Below are 21,250 nucleotides of genomic sequence, written 5' to 3'. Positions count from 1 at the left end.
GTTTTAGTAGTTTTGTTTAAATTTAGTACCATATAATTTTTTCTCTATTGTCATTAATTATAAATGTTCTCTCGTACCCATTACTGTTTTTAGATGCAATTAGAAATAGTCCGTTTTCAGGAACATTTTTAAATAATAACTTACCTTCTTTTGCTTTAGACACAGCCACTTTTTTCCATTTATGATCCCATACTAATAATAAGTAAATTTTCCCATTTTGAATTTCTAATGAGTTGTGTTCCTTATAGGGATTAAATTCTGCTTGTTTTTTATCAAAAAGAAAGTTAAACGTATTTTTATAGTTGGGCTTTAGCAATATTGTTTCTTTTTTACTATTCAACAGTATTGGATATGGCTCGTTAATCATCTTATGGTTGATATAAGTACTAGGTAGGTAAACAAGGTTGGTTCCTAAGTCTTTAAAACTACATTTCTGATCTGATTTTTTAGCCCAATCTACAACTCTCCATCTGCCTATGTTAAATACATTTAAATAAGCCACATCACTATTGTTTTTGTTACTTGCAAAATTGTATGATATATTACTAACTGGTAGGTACTCTTTAGTAACATCAATAATATTAGATTCTTGTAAAAATAACTTGTCAGGTATTTCTAATTTGTTTTTTAAATATGCTAACGAATTTTTTTGAGTAGAGAAGGTTTTTCTAAATACCTTTGCTAATCTTTTGTTTGTTGGGCTATATGCTAAAGGTAGACCTCCGTTGTTGCCATATGCATTTCCGTTAAATGGAATGTGTTTTCCGTTTTTATCAATAATCGTATTCCAAAAATGTCTATTGGACGATGCTCCATATTGAGGTGTAAAATCAAAGGTAGTTGCCAAACCTATAGATCTACAGGCAAGAAGAGCAAGATTTGCCAAATCAGGACAAGCTCCGGATCTTCTAAATAATAATTGTTTGGGACTTAATATAGGAATGGGGTCTGGTCTGTTGCCTAAAAAACGATAATCTTTTAGACCCAAAATAACTTGTGTTGCAACCTCTACAGGATTTTCAATATCTGCTACATTTGTTATATGTCTTGTACTTAGAAATTGATATTCTTCTCTCCAATCTTCTAAAGGTTCAACTAAACTTCTGTATGGTAAAATATATTCACAAAATGTTTTAAAGTCATAAGATTTTGACCAAGGGTTGTTTTTCCAAACATCAAAGGCTAGGTCTATGTTTTTAATTAGTAACTCAGGAGTTATAATGTCTTCATCTCTAGTTGTATAAGTTTTTGGGTGGATTTTAACACTATCTTTTAAGACAGTAAAGGCATCCAAGGCTTTATCGATGTCTTCATAATTCAATTCTGAAAACGGAACTTCATGATTTAATGAATCCAACCATTTGTAATTGATAGATTTATGGATATTAATATTAGCTATTAAAAATTTGGCAGCATTTATTTTCTCTATTTCATTTTTTGGATAATGAGATAGAATTGTGTTTGATAAAATGTCTTTTTTGGTTTGTGCGAAAAATTCAACAGAAAGCAGAAAAAATATTAAATATGTTGTTTTTAAGATCATTTTTTTAAAAAAATAAAGCGCTCAAAAATATCGAATAAAACATTATTATTAACATGTGTTTATTCGCAGGTTTCTACTTGAGTATATGTAGTTATTTTTGATTTTTATAATTTCTGTTAAAATGAAAAATATTCAAATGTCATATTTTAGTAAATATCTACAAGAGTTAACCATAGTTCTTTTTTTGATTATCTCATCTGTTATTTATACTTCTATTGATAGCTTAATATTTCTAAAAAGTAAATTTTTATATTGGATGTTTTTTTTAGTTTTAGTGAACTTTTATTTTATAAAAAATAATAATAAGCAAATAACTATTAATGTTTTTGACGTTTTTATTGTTGGAATCGCTTCTATAGGAATTATACAGCTTTTGTTCAATTCAACTATAAATATGTTTCATATTAAAATATGGAATTACACAGCATATTTTATCACTTATTTTTTTTTAAAGATTTTTTTATCTAAACACTTAAAAAAATCTTGTATAATTATGTTGTATAGCCTTCTTTTTTTAGCACTTATAAATGCTTTTCTAGGGGTGTTTCAATACTTAGACTGGATTCCTTCTGAAAAAAATAAATACTTTAAGGTTTTAGGCATGTTTCATTCGCCTAATCAGTTAGGTTTATTAATTAGTCTTGGTGTTTTATCTTTGTGTTCAATTCTTAAAATAATAAAAGTAAAACACAGTTTTGCAGTTTTAATAAATTCATTAGCTTTTATGTTTTTATTATATGTTTTAGTATTGACTAAATCTAGGGGTTCTACATTGGCTTTAGTTTTTGGAGTAACGATATTGTATAAAAAAAATATGTATTTGTTTTTGAAAAGAATATCTAAGCTTACGACTGGTTTAATTGGAGTTATTGGGTTATTAGTTTTTATTATTGTAGGAAAAAAACTATATGAAATAAATCCAAGCTCTATCAATGGTAGGTCATTTATCTCAAAAACAACGGTTTCTCAAATTGTTAAAAATCCATGGGGGTATGGAATTGATTCTTTTGCTAAAGAATATAATAAAAACAAAGCAGTTTATTTTGACACTGAAAGAAATTGGGAGGAAGTAAAAAATGGTGATTTTGTATTTGTTGCTTTTAATGATTTTTTAGAATTAACTTTTGAGATGGGAGTTATTTGGATAGTTCTTTTGATTTTATTTTTAATAACGGTGTTAAGAAAAAAAATAGATACTCTTGAAACAAAAATAGCTACATCAGTATTGTTGCTGTTAAGTGTTTATGCTTGTACAAACTCAATATTAGTAGTCCCTGTATTTATGATTATATTTCTTTTTTTTATGAGTATTATAATAAAACAAATAAACTGTAAACCAATATTTAAATTGAAAAATAATATATACACAAATACTGTTTTATTGATTCCTTTATTGTTTTTATTGACTGTAATTCCTTTAAGAGTTTATGCTGAAATTTCGCTATCAAAATTAAAAACACCTTTAAAAGAGGTAGATTTATCAAAACTAGAAAATAACTTAAAATATATTAATAATAATGGGAGAGCAGAGTTTTATGTGGCTTCTGAGTTAAAAAAGAAAGGGTATAGGGAACAAAGTATAAAATACTTAAATATTGCTTTTCAAAAAAGTGGTATGCCTCTAATAGGTAGATATTTGGCATTAGAGTACTTAAAAGACAATAACTTAAAAAAAGCAATAGAAATATTTAATTACAATAAGAGGGTAGAGCCCTATAGGTATGAGGCAAGAATAGATCTTTTTAATTTATACTCTAAGTATAAAGATATTTCAAATGCTGTGTTAATGGCTAAAGAAATTATAGATTTACCTATTAAAATAGCATCTTTACAAGTAGATAGTTATAAAAACCGAGCTAAAAAATATTTGAAAATCTACGATAAAGTAAAAAGGGATACTGGTTATTATGGTGTCTTGTCAAATGGACAAAGCTTTAATAGTCGCGTATTAGGAAAAAGACTTCTTTACTATGTATATCAGCCTCCATTAAATAAAATTTGCCAAAGGTTACCTGTTTTATTTGTAAATGATGGAGTACCTTACTTAAGAAAAGGAAAACTAGCTAGGAAAGTAGATAGTCTAGTTTATGCTAAAAAAATAGTACCTATTATTGTGGTTTTTATTGAGCCTAAAGACATTAATTTTCCAAAACAAAAAAGGTGGAAAACAAGAGAAGAATTATATTTATGTAATGATTCGTATTCCCTTTTTCTCTCAAAAGAATTGTTTCCTTCCATTGAGAAAACATATACAGCTTCACAAAATAGATCTGTTTTAGGACTTTCTTTTGGAGGACTTTCCGCAGCCTATTTAGCCATAAAGAATCCAAATCTTTTTGAGAATGTGTTATTGCAATCTCCTGCTTTTCATCCTTGTCCAGATATTTATAATTTATATAACTCAAAATCTAAACAAGATTTTAAGATGTATTTAAGTTATGGAACTGGAAAAGATACTGAAAAACAAGACTTGCCTTTTATTGATATTCTAGAAAAAAAAGGATATGATTTATATGTAGAAAAAGTTAAAGGCGGAAATCATTCTTGGGATGTTTGGGAAAAACAACTTAACGACATATTAATTAGATGTTATGGGGTAGATCTGTAATAACATTAATTGTAGAAGAAGGTAGTTTGTTCAAACAATAAAGCCAAGATAATGCTTGGCTTTATTGTTATTTAAGTTTCAAGAATTTAAGAAACTTATTAAAAGAGGAGTCTTTTCTGTCTACGACTTCTTTATTGTAAAAATCATCAATTTCTATTTGTTCATTTTTTTGAACTTCAGAAATTTTACCATTACCCCATTTTTCAGCCCAGACAATTTGATTATCTCTAATCCAATAATGAGATTTACAATCAAAATTCCAATTCCCTATGGATGGGGAAAGACTAATACTTTCACCGTTGTAGGTGTATGACCATTGTATTGGTGATATTGGTGTTACAACCTTGTTTTTACAGCCACAAGCACATAGATGAATTACTATATTAGAGTTGTTTGATATATATATAATGTTTTCTTTTAAGTAATCAGGTATGTAATTTACAAATCTATGTTCCATAATCTTCATTTAGGATATCATTATGAGCGATATTGTAAATGGTCTGATACTCAAAAATATTATCACTGTAAATACCAATCATTTTTTTCCATTTTATTATTGCTAAATCAGCATTTAAAGAATTTAATTCAGCTATTTGAATGTTTGATTGGTATATATCATCTTGATTTGGATCAAAAAAAGAAATTCGTTTGCTTTCCCAAATATGATTTTTATTTAGATTATCACTAGAAGTGATTCTTATTGAAGCATTCAGTTTTTCGTTTATTTTTGAAACACCAATACCAGTATCTATAAATGGAATATTTAGTTTCTGTAGGTGTTCAATAATAAGTTTTTTAATTTCTCCTTTATCAATGGAAATAAACACAAAATTTAAATGATTTAATTCATTGATATTCTGTTCAGTTATATAATAATTATGTTTAATTAAACCATTATGCATTTTAGAATAGGTACGATGAAAATAATTAACTTTTGTAGTGCTTTCACCTAGTTCTTCAAAAGAAGCTGCTCCAGGAGATCTAAAAGCATTATGTTGAAAAAAATCATCTCCATCAAATAAATGGATTTCTTCGATGGGGTTTTTAGCTAATTTATCTAGTATATATGACCCTGTGCCTCCCAATCCTATTAAACCAATCTTCATGTTTTTGACTTTTTCAGTTATATGTAGCACAGAAGATCTAGTTGAATTAGTATCTAAATAATTTAGAGAACTATTATTGCTAGATATATTTAATGCCCTAAAGCTCTGAGGTTTTATATTTTCATCAACTTCTTCAACATAACTCGATATTAGTCTTATATAACTCTCGAATTTTTCTAGAAAACTTTTAAAAGGTGTTTTAGGTTTGTTAGAAAAAGTGAAATTACTTAAGATATTAGCACTAAGTTTATGACTTTGTCCAATGATAAATACGGGCACTCTAGTACCATTCTTATCGCATGGTTCTTCACCTATGAAATGCATTACATGATCTTTAGGTTGTACAATATTATTCTGTATAATATTGAGAGGGCATACTAAAACTCCTTTCTTTATTGTTTTGTCTTTATTAATATATGGTATATTAGAAACGAGAATACATCCATCTTTTAAATCAATTTCATAGCCTATGCTATGAAATTGATCTATAATTACTTTATGATTGGTTGGTCTCACTAACATGGAATAGCATTTTAAATTTAACATTAATTGATTTTCCAGGTGTAAGTGAGCCTTTAGGCTTGTTTAAGACTCCATTATGATAAGTTATAGTAAAAGCTCTGTTAGGAGGGATGTTTTTTGAACCTGTAAATAGTTCAATAATTTGCTCATAAGAAATAGTTTTGGTATTCCATGAATGGATGGTTCCATTTATATCAATATAATTTTCTTCTTTTGGATGTAGGCAAAATCTAGAACCATTTTTTAATGAAATTTTATGATCCGCATCATTTTGTTCTTTGTATCCAATTTCTATATCTCCATTTTTAATCTGAGTTAAGTAATAATTGGTGTTATTATATCCTGCTAACTCAAGTAGTTTTGTAGGAGTAGAATTACATTCATCTACCGAATACTCTACGTCGTCAATAAATATATTTATTGAATTGTAAAGCTTGGCAACAAAATGTTCAATTCCAGGATCTGATAGATCAACAGTTTCTGTTAACTGAATTGGTTCATACCCCTTACGGTTTGTTTCTAGAAGTAATTCGTAACTTTCTACAGGTGTTAAACAGGCTAGTTCTAAAATTTCTTTACCTGTTAATAATTGTTTTGGCGAATTTAAGGTCGTGCGATTGACTCTAATGTTAAATGTCTGCATGTTTATAATTTTATGCATTAATAAATTTATTTCCCCTAAGCTGGGTTGCACTCTTTAGCTTTAAAACAACTGAGTCTGTTGTTCAGGCTGTTAGAGGTAGAAATAAATTTGCTTTTAACATTAAAAAACCTTATTTTTACATTAACAACCACAAGAGGTTGTAAGCATTTGGAAGTTCTAAATTGCTTGCAGAAGACGTAGGAATCTTTAACTCTTTAAGAAATTATAGTCCGATATAATATTGCTGAAACAATATTTTCGGGCTTTTTTTGTTTCCAATGTTTACACATCTTATATACAAAGATATAATAAAATAATTATATTAAAACGTTTTGTTGTTAAAAAATTACAATAAAGTTTTTTTAATGTTTTTGTTTATATTCACAAAATTGTAAATTTTTTAATGTTTATTTTTTTTGTATATTTGCATAAACAAATCTAACCTGTATATGCACCCTGGAGTTAAATTGCAAGATTTAATAAAAATGAATGGTATTTCTCAGAAAGATCTTTCAAAAGAAATAGGAGTTGCTCCTTCTCTTTTGAATGGTATCTTAAAGGGAGATAGGAATATAACGACTTCTATAGCTATATCGCTAGAGGCTATAGGTTTTAAAAAAGCAAAATATTGGCTTGATTTACAATTAAAATATTCTTTAGCTAATGAGCTAAAGAAAAAAGACGTTGTAAAGAAAAAAGAGAAATTAGAAGAATGGACGAAAGTATCAAAGCTAGTGCCGTTTTCTTTTTTTAAGCAAGATGATACTTTAGATATAGTTAATTCAGATGATATCTCTAAAATATATGAAATTTATAAGGTGAAAAATTATAATGAACTGGCTGATGTAATTAGTAGTTATAAATTATCACATTTTAGAAAATCTTTAAAATTAACTTCGGAACATAATAATTTAGTAGCCTGGTCGTTATTGGCTGAGTATAAAGCTGAAAAGCAAAATGTTCCTAGTTTCGATAAAAACACTTTATCAAAAGTTGTAAATGAACTTAAAGATGTTTTTTACAAGAATAAAAAAACAATATCCAGTACTAAGAAGATATTAAACAAGTATGGAATTAAATTTTTAGTTTTAGACCGACCAACAAAAACTCATGCAGACGGTAAATCTTTTGTTTCTTCTTGTGGTAATCCTGTAATTGTGATGTCATTAAAATATAAAAGACTGGATAATTTTGCATTTACATTATTACACGAATTATTTCATGTTTATCATCATCTATATTCAGAAAAATATTATTCAAAAGAGTTGTCAGATAGTGAAATTGATTTAATGGAGTTAGAAGCAGATAGGTATTCTAGAAATGCTTTAATTCCGTATGATTTATGGATGGATTTTATATATGGAAATGATTCTTTTAATGATGATATAATTTATGAATTTTCAGATATTTACCGTATTCACCCAGGAATTATTAGAGGGAGAGTTTGTCATGAGAATCCTGAGTACTATAGAAAAAGAAGTACAATAACAAAAATAAACGTCTTAGATGAGTCATAGAATACGATAGGTGAAGTTTTAGATTTAAATCTTTTTATCAAATTATTCTTATTGCAACCAAAAATGAGCCGATTAATAACATTAATCGGCTCATTTTTAGTTCTATTTGATTTTAATAAGTGGGTTAATCGTATCGTTAAGGATAATTCTAGGAATCAGGATCTTTATTGGCTCTCTTAATACCATTGTTTTGGGTTTACCCAAAAACACTATTAACAGCATCAATCCTTGCTTTATCATCTACCTGATGATACATATTAAAGGTTCTAATATCTTTGTGGCCTGATAGGCTCATAATTGTTTTATCGGCTATGCCATGGTTTCTCATAATAGTTATATATGATCTACGTGCGGTATGTGTGGTAATTCTCTTATAAAAGGGTTTAGTATATTTTATATGTTTAGAGCCTTTAGCAACGGTATATTCTACCTCTCTTGTAAAACCTAATTCTTTTAATATTTCTTTTATATAATCATTCTGTTTTTGGTTACTTCTCTCAGGTAGTTTGTAATCGTATTTTATCAATATTTCTTTTGTTATGGGTAGTAATGGGATAGATCTTTCGGATTTAGTAGGATCTTTACCGTCTTTTACCATAATATATTCTTCAAAAGTGTTTGCTCTTCCAATACGATGTACGTCCTCATACCTTACACCTGTAAGACATTGAATGATAAACAGGTCTTTAGTGATTTCGTGTTTTTTTGAGTCAAATTTATGATTGTATATTTTTTCGATATCTTCTTTTGTTAGAGCTTCTTGTCTTGTTAATACTCTTTGAGGTTTTTTGAAGTTTTTAAACTCTGCATTAAAGGTGTGTTTGTTTTTTAAAGACCAGTTTAGAAAAGTGATGAATAGACCTAAATTTCTAGAAAAGGTATTTGTTGAGTGTTTTCTATATACATAACAGAAATCTGTGAATTCTGATAAAAATCTTGAATTGATAGTATTAAAGTTTAGGTTATACTTTCTTTTCTCTTGAAACTCAGATAAGATGTTTTTGATGTTTTGGTATCTTTTTATGGTTGCTTCTTGCCAAAGTTGTCTTTTGATTTGTTCTTCGGTAAATTCATCATAAGTATTAAAAAAACTTTTAGTTTGTGATATGACATTAAATTCAATATCTAACTGCTCTTTTATATAAGAAGAGGTAATGTTTATTTTTGATTGATTACAAAAAGTAATTGTTTGTTCAAAACAAGTAGAAAATCTATCTAACTTTGATTTTATATTGGACGAGTATAAAGAACGATTTTTTCCTTTCTTAATTGGTTGATTATTTTCAAAGTCCCATTGAGAAGGATGAATAGTTTCTCTAGTAGAGTAAACTAATTTTTTTCTTTCATTTTTAAAGTAGCAACTAAATAAAATTAGCGTCTCTTTGTCTGATTTTGGATGTTTTAAAAAAAATGTGTGTTTCATAGAAAATTATTTGAATAAAAAATAAGATTCTGAGCAGTTGACAATTTGGTTGACAAAAATGTTATATCTAAATATAAATATAGGTTGTGTTTTGCTATGTAAATATCCTACAAACTCAGTGTTTATAGTTAATGTAGGACAATTATTCATATTAACAAATAAAAGCGAAAATACTCGGCGTCTCCACAATTTATAACAACCCCTCTTGGAAACTAAGTTTTAAGGGGGGTGTTTTTTTAAGAGTTCTTTTTTTAATCATTCCAATGCTTGTCTACAATGGATTTAATTTCTGGATAGTTTTTATCCGTTTCGTTTAAGTCTTCTCTTTGTTTCTTTAATTGCATTTTTAATTTGGCAACAATGTCCTTGTATTTAGGGTTGTTGTATTGGTTGTTCAATTCCTGAGGATCATTTTTTAAATCATAGAACTCCCAAGTATGTGGAGTTTCTCTGTCTATACCGTAGTATTGTTTACCCCAATAGTGCTTTTTAAATTCTGAAGTAGGCAAATAGTGCTTTCCATAGTAAAAAATTAATTTGTAGTCTTTAGATCTTACTCCCATGTGTGCAGGTACATAGTGGTGAATAATGTGCATCCAATAGCGGTAATAAGTAGTTTCTCTCCAGTCTATTTCTTCTTTACCTTTTAAAGTTCTAATAAAACTTTTTCCTTGCATGTATTCGGGAGTTTTTCCTCCTGCCAATTCTATCATGGTTGGAGCATAATCTGTGTTGTTGATTAACAGGTCTGAAATTTGATTCGGTTTTATTTTTTTTGGGTAGTGTACAATAAAAGGCATGCGCATAGATTCTTCATACATCCAACGTTTGTCTTGTAAATCGTGTTCACCCAACATCATTCCTTGATCTCCTGTGTAAATAATCACCGTGTTTTCCCATAAACCTTCTTTTTTTAAGTAGTCAAATAAACGTCCTAGGTTGTCATCTACTCCTTTTACACAGCGTAAGTAACGTTTCATATAGGTTTGATATCCTTGATGTGCAGATTCTTTTCCTTTGTATTTGCCTCCGTTTAACATCCAGTTGTAGTTACGGTACATATGTCTGTCTGAAACCGAAGTACCAATATATGTTTTTAAAGAATCGTTAATACCTCTTACTCCTTCAGAACCCCAGTTTGGTTGATAGTATAAGCTTGAAGGCTCTGGAATTTCAGCATCCTTTAAAAATTCTTCATATCTTGGGGCGTATTCAAAAAAGTCATGTGGAGCTTTGTAATGATGCATTAAAAAGAAAGGTTTTTCTTTGTCTCTATTTTTTAAGTAATCAATAGAGATATCTGTAATAACATCACTAGAGTGTCCTGTAGATTTCACTTTATTTTTTGGCCAATTTCCTTTTCCTTTTTCTAAAAATGTAGGGTTAAAGTATTTTCCTTGACTTGGCAGTACTTTGTAGTAATCAAAGTTAATTGGTTCATTTTTTAAATGCCATTTACCTACTACCGCAGTACTGTATCCTAGTTTTTTTAATTCTATAGGTAAGTATTGTTTTATGGTGTCTAATTTATCATCTAAATCTAACACTCCATTAGTTTGCGGGTATTGACCCGAAATAATAGATGCTCTACTTGGTGTACAAATAGAGTTGTTGCAAAAGGCATTGGTAAAACGAATTCCATTTTGAGCCAATTTGTCAATATTGGGAGTCATATTTAAACCAGACAAGCGGCCACCATAGGCTCCAATGGCATGTGCTGCATGATCATCGGACATGATGAAAATAATATTAGGTTTTTTCTTTGCTTGTGTATTACTAACGGTTAGTATGATCAAGCATAAAAGGGCTAATTTTTTCATTTCTATTTGTCTTTCAATTCGTAAACTCTAATATAGTCGACCAAAGTGGTACGTTCTTCTTTGGTTCCTGTAGCAACTTTACTTCCTTTTTCTGGAATAGGGTTCCAGTCATAGGCCTCTATAGAAAATTGCAATATTAAATCCTGGTCAAAAGGAACAGGCGGGGTTAGGGTGTATACGTATTCTCCGTCTAAATAGAATAACAATTCAGTAGCACTTTTTCTGTAAAATCCATAAGTATAAAACTTTTCGTGATTTTTAACATCTAAATATTTAGCTCCTTGGTCTCTTATAGACTTATTGCAAGAGCTTCCTCTATGAATAGCGTTAGAATGCATAATTCGATCCCAATCATGAGCCCATTTGTGTGTTTTTTCGGTCAATACTCCTACGGATTCGGTGATGTCTATTTCGTGTTTTTGTTCACAAGTTCCTTGATGACATAACCAAAATCCACCACCCATTTCAGTCTTGTTCATCTTCATTCTACATTCGTAATAGTGTCCAATGTTTGTTTTTTTGTAAGAACGTAAAATTCCTCCATGGTATTTATAGGTGTGTTTTCCTAAGGTTACTGGTTTGGGTAGCTCTCCAACTTCAATAGTTAGATAACCGTCTTTAATGTCAAAGCTTTCTTCTTGAAACAAAGCTGGTGCACGTCCTGTCCATTTTAACTCATAATGTCCATCTGGTTCAATGTTCCATTTTTTTGTGTTTATTTTTTTTCCATTAAACTCATCGCTTAATGCTTTTACTTTTTTCCATATTTTACCTTCTACTTTTGGCGGTTGTGCTTGCAACAAAGTGACAAAACAGATAAGGATAAAAAAAAATGTTTTTTTGATCATGATTAAAATGTGTTAAAATAGGTTTGTTTTGGAATCAATTTATACGAAGCTACAATAGAAAATTAAACAAGTGTGCAACAGAGGTTTTATTTGATAGGACAATTGTCTAAAAAAGAAAAAGTCTATGAAAAAAGCTGAATTTTTAGAGTTGATAGAAAGGTATCCTAAACGATATAAAGTGATAAAGGCTCACTCTCAACAGTTCTAGTTTTAATAATAAATTAGCATTGCCTGTAAAATGTTAATAGACACCGATATGTCTATTTCAGAAGTTGGATACAAAGTAGGTTCTAATAATCATACTTTTTTACAGACAGTTTCAAAAACACATACAAATGTTTCCTTCTAAATATAGAGAATCTTACCAATAAATACCCATTGATGCTAGGTGAGTGTTTTCTATATTTCTAAACAAAAAAACCTAACTTATTTGTAAGTTAGGTTTTTGTTAAAAAAAAGTAGACAAATTTACAAATCATATTTAACACTAAGTACTACGTATCTTGGTTGAATAAAGTATTCTGTAGTATTGGTATATAATGCATTTATATTATCGCTGTTTAAAGATTTGGTGTTTAACAGATTGGTGGCTGCTAATTTGTATTCCCATTTACTATCTTCTTTCTGGTAGCCTAAACTAGCATCAAAAAAAGTGTAGTTGTTTAATGTTCTTTCATTGTTTTTATAATTGTAGTAAGAGTAGCCTGTTTTAAAAATAAAACCTTTTAAGAAATAAGCACTTAAGTTTGCATAAGGACTGTGAGTATAGAATTTAGTATTTCCATTTCCTTGATTATACTCATTTACTTTTAAATTGTATCCTATTTCTAAATTTGGAGCGGTTTTAAAATTGGTGTTAAATTTAGTGCGATATGTTTGTGTAAAAGATTCGTTTACTCTTTGTTCTGTGTTAATTAATTGGTTGAATTTTGTGTAAGAAAAATTACCGCCTAGAGAACCTTTAATCTTTCCAATTGTTTTTTCCACTTTTCCGTTTAGACTTACCACTTCGTCTTCAAAATTAGAATTGAAAGGAGTAGATGTTTTGTTGTTAGAACCAGGTATAAATGTAGCTTTATTTCTAATTTGATTTATACGTTTGTTGTAGTTAATAGAGGCATATATGTTGGTATAGCTAAATTGATTAAAACTAAAATAATTCAATCGGACATTGTGAGCTAAGGAATTATCTAATTGACTGTTTCCTTTAAAAAGGGAGTTGTAGTTGTTAAATACAAATCCTTCTGCTAATTGATTTACATCTGTAAAAGTGGTAGTCATAGCATAGTTAAAAGAAATGTTTTCGCTCTTTTTTAAGTCTATTCTAGTATTGAAACTTGGTAATAAACGAAGAAAGTTATCAGTAACAATATTGGTAAACTGGCTGTTTTTTGTGTAGTATGCATGTGCTGATAATCCAGGTCTAAAGGTGAAAATTCCAGCTTTTAAAGCATATTGTATTCCAATATAGGTGTCGTTAAAATAATAGTTAATATCATTAAATACGCTTCCATCCACATTACTTAATTCATAAGTATTGTTGTTGTCTAAAATTTGATAGATTTCAGAATTAAAACGCTGAGAGCTTGATAAAAGTCCTAAGGTAAAGTTGATGTTGCTTTTGTCGTTTATGACATACCAGTAATCGGCTTTAACATCTAGTTTATTGGTTTTAATTTTTTTGTCTTGGGCAATGTTTAAGGACGATTGTGTGGTGTTCATATTTAAATCGTCAGAAAATTTAAATTCATTAGTAACATCTAGTATTGCATTGTAAAAAGGATCTTCATCTTGTGTTAAAGATTGAACTTCCACAGCAAAAATGTTTTTAGGATTTAAGGTGTAGTAGTAGTTTATGTTTTGAGTGATACTATATGGGTTTTGAGCCAGAGTTTCGTCTATGTTTTGCAATACAGATGAGAAAAAATCTTTATACTCTCTTTGTTTTGATACTCTAGCAAAGATGTCGTAATCTAAATGGTTACTAGCATCAGGAATGTACTTAGAGCTTAATTTAAATAATCCTAAATCTGATTTTTGTCGAGTATCACTTGTTGTGCTTTCGTTTTGATTATCATTAGAGGAATATATTTTATCGCTATTTTGTTGCATAGTAGTTTCATTACCAGAATAAATAGCAAATCCGCTAATGTCCCATGTTTTTTTAGGAGCATAATTAAAATTAAGCGCTCCAAATTTAGATTCAATAGCTTTGGCTCTGTTATTTTGTAGTGTTAAGAAGCCTATGTCTGATGAAGCTACGTCAAAATTAGTTCCACTGTTTCTGTTAGATCCTCTAACGCCTCCAGAAAATTTAAAATAGTCTTTTCGTGTAAATGGAACTTCTCCAATATTATTAAAGTCTGTAATAAGATTTAAACTGTATTTTGGGCTGTAGTAAAATAATTTAGGATGTACCAAGTACCTATCATTAGGTCCAACACCACCAGTAATTTCACCAAACCAAAAGTTCTTTTTTCCTTCTTTTAAACGAATGTTAATAGCAATACTTTCTTCGTTATTTCGTACACTTTTTAGCTGACTAACTTCGTCGTAGTTTTTTAAAACTTCAATTTTATCTAAAGCATTAGCGGGAATGTTTTGAGTGGCTAATTTAGAATCTCCATCAAAAAAGTCTTTACCTTCTATCATTACTTTTCTAACAGCAATACCATCTACTTCAATTTCTCCATCATCATTAACTTCTACACCAGGTAGTTTGCTAAGTACATCTCCTAATTTTCTATCTGTTTTGTGTTTAAAAGAATCTGCATTGTATATTAAAGTATCTCCTTTAATAACCACAGGCATTTCGTAAACCAATTCTACCTGGTCCAAAACATTATCTCCTAGTAGGTTAAAGTTTTGAGAAAGGGTGTTTTTTTCTGTTTTAATAGAAATTTCTTTGGTTTTCATTCCTATAAAACTAGCCTGTAGTGTGTAGGCGGTGTTACTGCTAAGGTTAATTTTATAGTGTCCTTCGCTGTCAGTCATTCCATAAGAATCCATTAGTTTAGTTTCTTGGTTAATGGCAACTACATTGGCTAATTCTAATGGATTTCCAATACTGTCTTTTACAATTCCTTCTACTTTTACTTGTGCAAAAGAAAGGGAGCAAATGCTAATAAAAAATGCTATTATTTTAAGTTTCATTATTATCTTCTTCTAGAATTATTACCACCTCTTTTTCTAAAGTTCTCTCTCATTTCTTGGAACTTTTTAGTCGCAATTTCAGTATACTCAGCCTGAGTTACTTCTTTTCCTTTGCTAGGCTTTTTAATTTCAACGTCTTCTTTTGGGTTTAATACAATTTTAGAACATAGAATAATGGTTTTGTCTACAGTTACTTCTAAAATTAAACCAGGCAGTCCCCAATAGTCTCCAGGTCCTTGATTTACTGGGATTTGTAAAGTGTACCAAGCTGTTACATCTGTAGCTATAGGCTCTTTTTTTTCTGTTTTTTCGTCTTCTTTTTTAGGAGGCTTTCCAAAACTTGGCATTTCAAATTCTGCCCATGTTTTTACTGCAGTAGCTTTAAAACACATGTATTGTCCAATTTTTTTGACTTCACCAGTTATTTTCCATTCCAACTTAGGAAGTTCATCTTTAATTAAGAATTTTTTACCTAACAATTCGTGAGAAACTAGTAATTCTTTTGTATCGGTGTTTTTATATTTATCACCATCAATAGCACCAGACATCATAGAGCCAAAACGCCCCCCTCCAGGACTCCCACCTTGTTGTGTAGGTGCTGCTAATTTTTCTTCAATTTTATAAATAGAGGTTGTTTTGTTAAAGTCTAGTGTATATGTTTTTTCAAACATACTTTTTAAGCGTTCAGCCATTCTTTTTTTCTGATCTTCGCTCATGTCTGGACGACCAAAATTATCCATGTCTAAGCTTGTTTTAGAGATGTAATAAGCTTTTCCTTGGAATTGTTGCTGTGAAAATAATTGGCTACTAATGCACATGATAAAACAGGTAATAGCAATAGTATATTTTTGTTGTAAACCTTTCATAATTTAATTTTTGTTATGAGTATGTTTAGTTAGACCTTTAAAAGCTATGAAAGTTTTAAATAAAAAAAAGAACCTCTGTTTTAATTTACGAAAGGTTCTTTTAATGATAAGTTTTGCGCATAAAAAAGCCTTCAATTCATTAAGAATTGAAGGCTTTTTTTATGTTGAATTTAGAAGAGATTAAGCTACGTATAACTTAACTTTTACAGCAACTAAACCTTTAGCTCCTCTTTCTATTTCAAAAGAAACTTTGTTTCCTTCTTTAATAGTTCCCTCTATGTTGTTTATGTGTACAAAAAGACTGTCTCCAGTATCTTTTTGGTCAATAAATCCGTATCCTTTATCGTTGTTAAAGTTTTTAACAATTCCAATTTTAACAGGATCTTCTTGCTCTAAATCTTCTTTTTTAGGAGTACTAATATGAATATCGCTTAAAGAAACTTCTTCTCTTACAATAGTAGGATCTGGTTTTTCAGTAGTTAACTGACCATCAGCTCCCATGTACATAAATTCAGCAGTTTTTTCTCCAGACTCTTTTAATTGTTCTTTACGAAGTGCTTTTTCTCTACGTTTTTTTGCTTTTTTCTTTTCACGTTCTTTTTTTTCGAAACTTTCTGCCATCTTCGCTTTTTTATTTAGTGTTATGTGAATGATATCTTATTTTTCAGGTGAAAAACTAAATATCCTATCTATTTATTAATTCAAAGAATAGCTATGTTTTGAAGTATAGTGGTCGTATTTAAGTGGTTAATAGTAAAGTAAACCACCTGAAAATCTATTTTTTGAGAATGCAAATGTACGAAATTCTTAGCAAAAAACGAGTTTAATTCTTTGTGAGTTATTGTTTCAGGTTTCTATTACTTCCAGTTTTCAGGAATTTCACAAACAGGAATAGGTTCCATTTTATGTTGATTAGCACGGTTTAATTTGCTGTAAATGGCAAAAACCTCTTGTTGTCTATCTGTAAAATCTTCTACCGTTTTTCCTGCATCTTGTTGTTTCATAGCCCATTCTAACTCATCGTAGCTAGCACCTAGCTGATCTTCATCAGTTCTGCTATCTCCAAATAAACCATCTGTAGGAGCAGCGGTTTGTATAGCGCTTGGTACTCCTAAATAAGCACCTAAAGCAAATACTTCACTTTTCATTAAATCGGCAATAGGGCTTACGTCTACACCACCGTCTCCATATTTTGTGTAAAATCCTACACCAAAATCTTCTACTTTATTACCGGTACCTGCTACTAGACTACTGTGTAAACCAGCTATGTAGTATAAAGAAGTCATTCTTAATCTGGCACGTGTGTTGGCAAGTGTAAGGTTTAAAATGGCTTCGTTACCACTGGTAGGAACAGCTTTTTTAAAAGTTTCAAAACTTTCGGTTAAATCAACACGTTCATCGCTTACGTTGCTAAAACGAGCTTTTAATTGTGTAATATGTTCTTGGGCTCTATTTACTTGGTCTGGATGTTGGTGAATAGGCATTTCTACACATACAGTTGGTAGGCCTGTACTTGCACATAGTGTTGAGGTTACGGCAGAGTCTATTCCACCAGATACTCCCACTACAAATCCTTTAACTCCTGCTTTATTTGCATAGTTTTTTAACCAGCCAATAATATGTTCTGCTATCTTTTGAGTTTCCATGTTGCTTATTTCTTATTTTTGAGGTTACACAAATTTACTCAAAATATAATCAGCATGAAAAAGTGGATTGGCTTATCTTTTATAATTAGTATTCTAGTTGCTTGTACATCAATAGATAAAAAAGAGCAAGAAATAGCCAAGGTAAAAGTAGAGGTTAAATTTGCGTTGTTTCACGATGCTTTTTTTACTGCAGCATTAGGTGATTTGCCTAAAATAAAAGAAGAATACCCCTATATGTTTCCTTCTCAAATGTCTGATAGTTTGATAGTAGAAAGAAGACAAGATACTATTCAGCAATTTTTATACAAGCAAGTAAAAAAGATATATCCTACGTTTGATAAAAAAGAAAAGGAGTTGATTGATTTGTTTAAACACATTAATTATTACTATAATGATTTTGAAACACCTACAATAGTTACAGATATTACTGGGGTTTCTTATGAAGATAGAGTCCTGTATGCTCATAATTTAGTATTAATATCGTTGGATATGTATTTGGGAAAAAAGCATGAAGTGTATGGAGGATATCCAGCTTATTTGGCAGAAACATTTACTCCAAAACACTTAACTAGCGATGTAGCTAAAAAAATAATAGCAACTAAGTATAGATTTACAAGAGATAGAACTTTTTTAGGACAATTTATTTTTGAAGGGAAAAAATTGTATTTAGAACAGTTGTTTTTACCTACTATTTCTGATGATATTTTGTTGGGATATACACCAAAAAAAATGGAATGGGCGAAAAATAATGAAGCTCCTGTATGGAGTTATTTTATTAAAAACGAATTGTTGTATAGCAATGAGCCTAAGTTAAAACAACGTTTTATAGATGTAGCTCCGTTTTCTAAATTTTACATGACTATTGATAAAGATTCTCCTGGTGGAATTGCAAAATACATAGGTTTGCAAATTGTAAGAGCTTTTATGGCTAAGCAAAATGTAAGTCCGCAACAATTAATGAAGTTAGATGCACAAACAATTTTAAGTCAATCAGGTTTTAAGCCTAAGAAGTAGTTTTTCTATATCTTTGCAATTCAAAAAATAAGAAGATGGCAGTAGCACATAAATCAAAAATAGAATTTGAAGTAGGTTTGGATGAAAATAAGATTCCAGAAACCATCCACTGGTCTGCAACAGATGGTGGAATAACAAAAGATTCATCTAAGGCAATATTAGTTTCTGTTTGGGACTCTAAAGAAAAAGAAAGTTTGTATTTACCGTTGTGGACTAAAAAAATGCCGGTTGATGAAATGAAAGTTTTCTTTCATCAAACATTAGTACAAATGGCAGATACTTTTGAAAGAGCTACCAATGATGAAAAAATGTCGGCAACTATGCGTGACTTTTGCGAGTATTTTGCAGAAAAATTAGACTTGGAAGACAAAACTAAAAAATAATTAGTTTTTGCATATAAAACAAAATCCCGATAGCATTGCTATCGGGATTTTTTATGTTTATTAAAGATAGACTATTCTTCTCCTTCAGGATTTTTAATAGCATCAATAATTTTAGCTTCAAGTTCTTCTGCTAATTCTGGATTGTCTTTAATTAAGCTCTTAACAGCATCTCTACCTTGTCCTAATTTAGTATCTCCGTAGCTAAACCAAGAACCACTTTTCTTAATAATTCCGTAGTTTACTCCAATATCTAAAATTTCACCTACTTTAGAAATACCTTCCCCGTACATAATGTCAAATTCTGCTTGTTGGAATGGTGGAGCTACTTTGTTTTTAACCACTTTTACTTTGGTAGCATTACCAATTACTTGGTCACCATCTTTTAATTGCGTTCTTCTTCTAATATCTATACGAACAGAAGCATAGAATTTTAATGCATTACCTCCGGTGGTTGTTTCAGGGTTTCCAAACATTACACCAATCTTTTCACGTAATTGGTTAATAAATATTACAGTACACTTAGTTTTGCTAATAGTTCCTGTTAATTTACGTAAAGCTTGAGACATTAAACGAGCGTGTAATCCCATTTTAGAATCTCCCATTTCTCCTTCAATTTCACTTTTTGGAGTTAAGGCTGCTACCGAGTCAATTACTACAATATCAATAGCACCAGAACGAATTAAATTTTCAGCAATTTCTAAAGCTTGTTCTCCGTTGTCTGGTTGCGAAATAATTAAGTTGTCAATATCTACTCCTAAATTTGCTGCATAGAAACGATCAAAAGCGTGCTCTGCATCAATAAAAGCGGCAATTCCACCTGCTTTTTGAGCTTCGGCAATTGCATGTAATGTTAACGTTGTTTTACCAGAAGATTCAGGTCCGTAAATTTCAATAATACGACCTCTAGGGTATCCACCAACACCCAAGGCTAAGTCAACTCCTAAAGATCCAGAAGGAATTACTTCTACATCTTGAACAGCCATGTCTCCCATCTTCATTACCGCACCTTTTCCGTAAGTTTTGTCTAATTTATCTAAGGTAAGCTGTAACGCTTTTAATTTAGCATCTTTTTCGTTGGTCTCTTTTGCCATATCGACTTTGTGTATTTAATTATTTTGATTGGTAGCTAAAATACGAATTTATAGATGTAAAAATAGGAAACAGAACTTTTTTAGCTTGCTTGTTTTTATTTTAAATAAGTGCTGTTTTTTAAAAATGTATTTTCTCTACAGGTTCTGTTTTTACTGGGTTTGTTGAGTTTTGTTAATTGAGAACAGATAATTGTTTTTACATATTTTTATTTTGTGTAATAAAGTGTGCAAGTAGGTCACACATATTTTATGCTTATGAAAGCAGATTTTAATTTTTAGATTGATTATTTGTGCTCAATCAGCCAACTAATCCCTGCTGAAATATAGTTGTTTGTTTGGTTGATTCCTGTTCCAAAAGAAAAATCAAATTGTAGATGGTCGTTTTGTAAATAAGTAAAACCAGCATCAATATTAGAAATATGATTGTTTAGATTTTTAAAAGTTCCGTAAGGTTCAATATAGATTCCTACTTTATTATTTACAGCTTTACCAAAAGAAATAGAGTAGGTTGCATTTTCGTTTTCGGCTCCAAAATAATCATAACCTATTCCGTAGCCAATACTTGTGCTGTTGGTTATGGAGTGTGAAAAGGAAAGCCTGTTGATGGATCCTGTTTTTTCTGAACTAAATCCTTTGCTTCCTGTGGGTAGTGATAGCTGAGATGAAAACGCAATTTTGGTGTTTATATCTTTTTTGTTTAAAAGTTGAATTTTAGTACCAATTTGCAAATCGCTTATTCCTTTTGATGTTAGGTTGTTTTGTTTGGATGTTTGAAATTGACTTAAGATTCTAACTTCAATCCCTTTGGTAATTCCATATCTAAATAAAGCTACAGGAGCTATGGTGCTTTTGATGTCGTTTTCAAAAGCAACCAAGTATCCGCTTTCAATTTGTAAATCTCCAGAATTTACTGTTAGTGCGCTTTCTGTTTGTGTAGGTCTGTCTGTACTAATTTGAGCATTTGTCTTTGTAAATGCAATCATCAGAATAATAATTACTATTTTTTTCATATTGTTTTAATGCTTATAAACTAGTATTTAAAATAGTATATATATTTTAAATTTGGA

17 protein-coding genes are annotated in these 21,250 nt (G+C 30.0%); 4 read left to right on the top strand and 13 right to left on the bottom strand.

The window, feature by feature from the left end; translation table 11 throughout:
• Positions 1-22: 22 nt before the first annotated feature.
• Positions 23-1,543: a transglutaminase-like domain-containing protein gene (locus tag GGR97_RS04080; protein ID WP_167897216.1), complete on the bottom strand. Its 1,521-nt coding sequence runs from the start codon at positions 1,541-1,543 to the stop codon at positions 23-25.
• Positions 1,544-1,664: 121 nt separating this feature from the next.
• On the opposite strand from GGR97_RS04080, the gene GGR97_RS04075 reads away from it, so the two are divergent.
• On the top strand, positions 1,665-4,151 hold the full coding sequence (locus GGR97_RS04075) for an alpha/beta hydrolase-fold protein (RefSeq protein WP_167897214.1): 2,487 nt from the start codon (positions 1,665-1,667) through the stop codon (positions 4,149-4,151).
• A 67-nt stretch (positions 4,152-4,218) separates the two neighbouring features.
• On the opposite strand, the gene GGR97_RS04070 is transcribed toward GGR97_RS04075, so the two are convergent.
• Genes GGR97_RS04070 through GGR97_RS04060 form a run of 3 tightly spaced genes read right to left on the bottom strand, consistent with a single transcriptional unit; the run spans position 4,219 to position 6,422 of the window.
• Positions 4,219-4,608, bottom strand: coding sequence for a DUF6527 family protein (locus tag GGR97_RS04070; RefSeq protein WP_209272317.1), 390 nt, complete (start codon positions 4,606-4,608; stop codon positions 4,219-4,221).
• Positions 4,598-5,779, bottom strand: a complete 1,182-nt coding sequence (locus GGR97_RS04065; RefSeq protein WP_167897212.1) for a ThiF family adenylyltransferase — start codon at positions 5,777-5,779, stop codon at positions 4,598-4,600. Before GGR97_RS04065 ends, GGR97_RS04070 begins: the two co-directional genes overlap by 11 nt.
• The gene (locus tag GGR97_RS04060; protein WP_167897210.1) at positions 5,754-6,422 is read right to left on the bottom strand and encodes a multiubiquitin domain-containing protein; all 669 of its coding nucleotides are present in this window, start codon (positions 6,420-6,422) and stop codon (positions 5,754-5,756) included. Before GGR97_RS04060 ends, GGR97_RS04065 begins: the two co-directional genes overlap by 26 nt.
• A 449-nt stretch (positions 6,423-6,871) precedes the next feature.
• Here GGR97_RS04060 and GGR97_RS04055 point away from each other — a divergent pair, with 449 nt between their 5' ends.
• Entirely contained in the window at positions 6,872-7,939 is a 1,068-nt protein-coding gene (locus GGR97_RS04055; RefSeq protein ID WP_167897208.1) for a HigA family addiction module antitoxin, read from the top strand.
• A 196-nt stretch (positions 7,940-8,135) separates the two neighbouring features.
• Here GGR97_RS04055 and GGR97_RS04050 read toward each other — a convergent pair whose 3' ends face one another.
• The 7 genes from GGR97_RS04050 to nadE form a co-directional block, all read right to left on the bottom strand.
• The gene (locus GGR97_RS04050) at positions 8,136-9,362 is read right to left on the bottom strand and encodes a tyrosine-type recombinase/integrase (protein ID WP_167897206.1); all 1,227 of its coding nucleotides are present in this window, start codon (positions 9,360-9,362) and stop codon (positions 8,136-8,138) included.
• Positions 9,363-9,613: 251 nt separating this feature from the next.
• Positions 9,614-11,182: a sulfatase family protein gene (locus GGR97_RS04045; protein WP_167897204.1), complete on the bottom strand. Its 1,569-nt coding sequence runs from the start codon at positions 11,180-11,182 to the stop codon at positions 9,614-9,616.
• A gap of 2 nt (positions 11,183-11,184) precedes the next feature.
• The gene (locus tag GGR97_RS04040) at positions 11,185-12,030 is read right to left on the bottom strand and encodes a LamG domain-containing protein (RefSeq protein ID WP_167897202.1); all 846 of its coding nucleotides are present in this window, start codon (positions 12,028-12,030) and stop codon (positions 11,185-11,187) included.
• A 468-nt stretch (positions 12,031-12,498) separates the two neighbouring features.
• A complete protein-coding gene (locus GGR97_RS04035; protein WP_167897200.1) occupies positions 12,499-15,183 on the bottom strand; it encodes a TonB-dependent receptor in 2,685 nt (894 codons plus the stop codon).
• Positions 15,184-15,185: 2 nt separating this feature from the next.
• Entirely contained in the window at positions 15,186-16,049 is an 864-nt protein-coding gene (locus GGR97_RS04030; protein WP_167897198.1) for a GLPGLI family protein, read from the bottom strand.
• A gap of 180 nt (positions 16,050-16,229) precedes the next feature.
• The gene (locus tag GGR97_RS15385; protein WP_167897196.1) at positions 16,230-16,670 is read right to left on the bottom strand and encodes a cold-shock protein; all 441 of its coding nucleotides are present in this window, start codon (positions 16,668-16,670) and stop codon (positions 16,230-16,232) included.
• A gap of 236 nt (positions 16,671-16,906) precedes the next feature.
• A complete protein-coding gene (gene nadE, locus GGR97_RS04020) occupies positions 16,907-17,695 on the bottom strand; it encodes an NAD(+) synthase (RefSeq protein WP_167897194.1) in 789 nt (262 codons plus the stop codon).
• 54 nt (positions 17,696-17,749) lie between these two features.
• On the opposite strand from nadE, the gene gldB reads away from it, so the two are divergent.
• Together gldB and gldC are read left to right on the top strand one after the other, a co-directional pair.
• Positions 17,750-18,709 carry a gliding motility lipoprotein GldB gene (gldB, locus tag GGR97_RS04015; protein ID WP_167897192.1) on the top strand — a complete coding sequence of 320 codons (960 nt, stop codon included), beginning with the start codon at positions 17,750-17,752 and terminating at the stop codon, positions 18,707-18,709.
• 35 nt (positions 18,710-18,744) lie between these two features.
• On the top strand, positions 18,745-19,092 hold the full coding sequence (gene gldC, locus GGR97_RS04010) for a gliding motility protein GldC (RefSeq protein ID WP_167897190.1): 348 nt from the start codon (positions 18,745-18,747) through the stop codon (positions 19,090-19,092).
• Positions 19,093-19,163: 71 nt separating this feature from the next.
• On the opposite strand, the gene recA is transcribed toward gldC, so the two are convergent.
• Positions 19,164-20,183, bottom strand: coding sequence for a recombinase RecA (gene recA, locus GGR97_RS04005; protein WP_167897188.1), 1,020 nt, complete (start codon positions 20,181-20,183; stop codon positions 19,164-19,166).
• A gap of 284 nt (positions 20,184-20,467) precedes the next feature.
• Positions 20,468-21,193, bottom strand: coding sequence for a transporter (locus GGR97_RS04000; protein WP_167897186.1), 726 nt, complete (start codon positions 21,191-21,193; stop codon positions 20,468-20,470).
• Positions 21,194-21,250 lie beyond the last annotated feature (57 nt).

It is taken from the genome of Wenyingzhuangia aestuarii (assembly GCF_011927765.1).
Classification (GTDB): domain Bacteria; phylum Bacteroidota; class Bacteroidia; order Flavobacteriales; family Flavobacteriaceae; genus Wenyingzhuangia; species Wenyingzhuangia aestuarii.
This window is presented reverse-complemented; position numbering and strand designations above follow the sequence as displayed.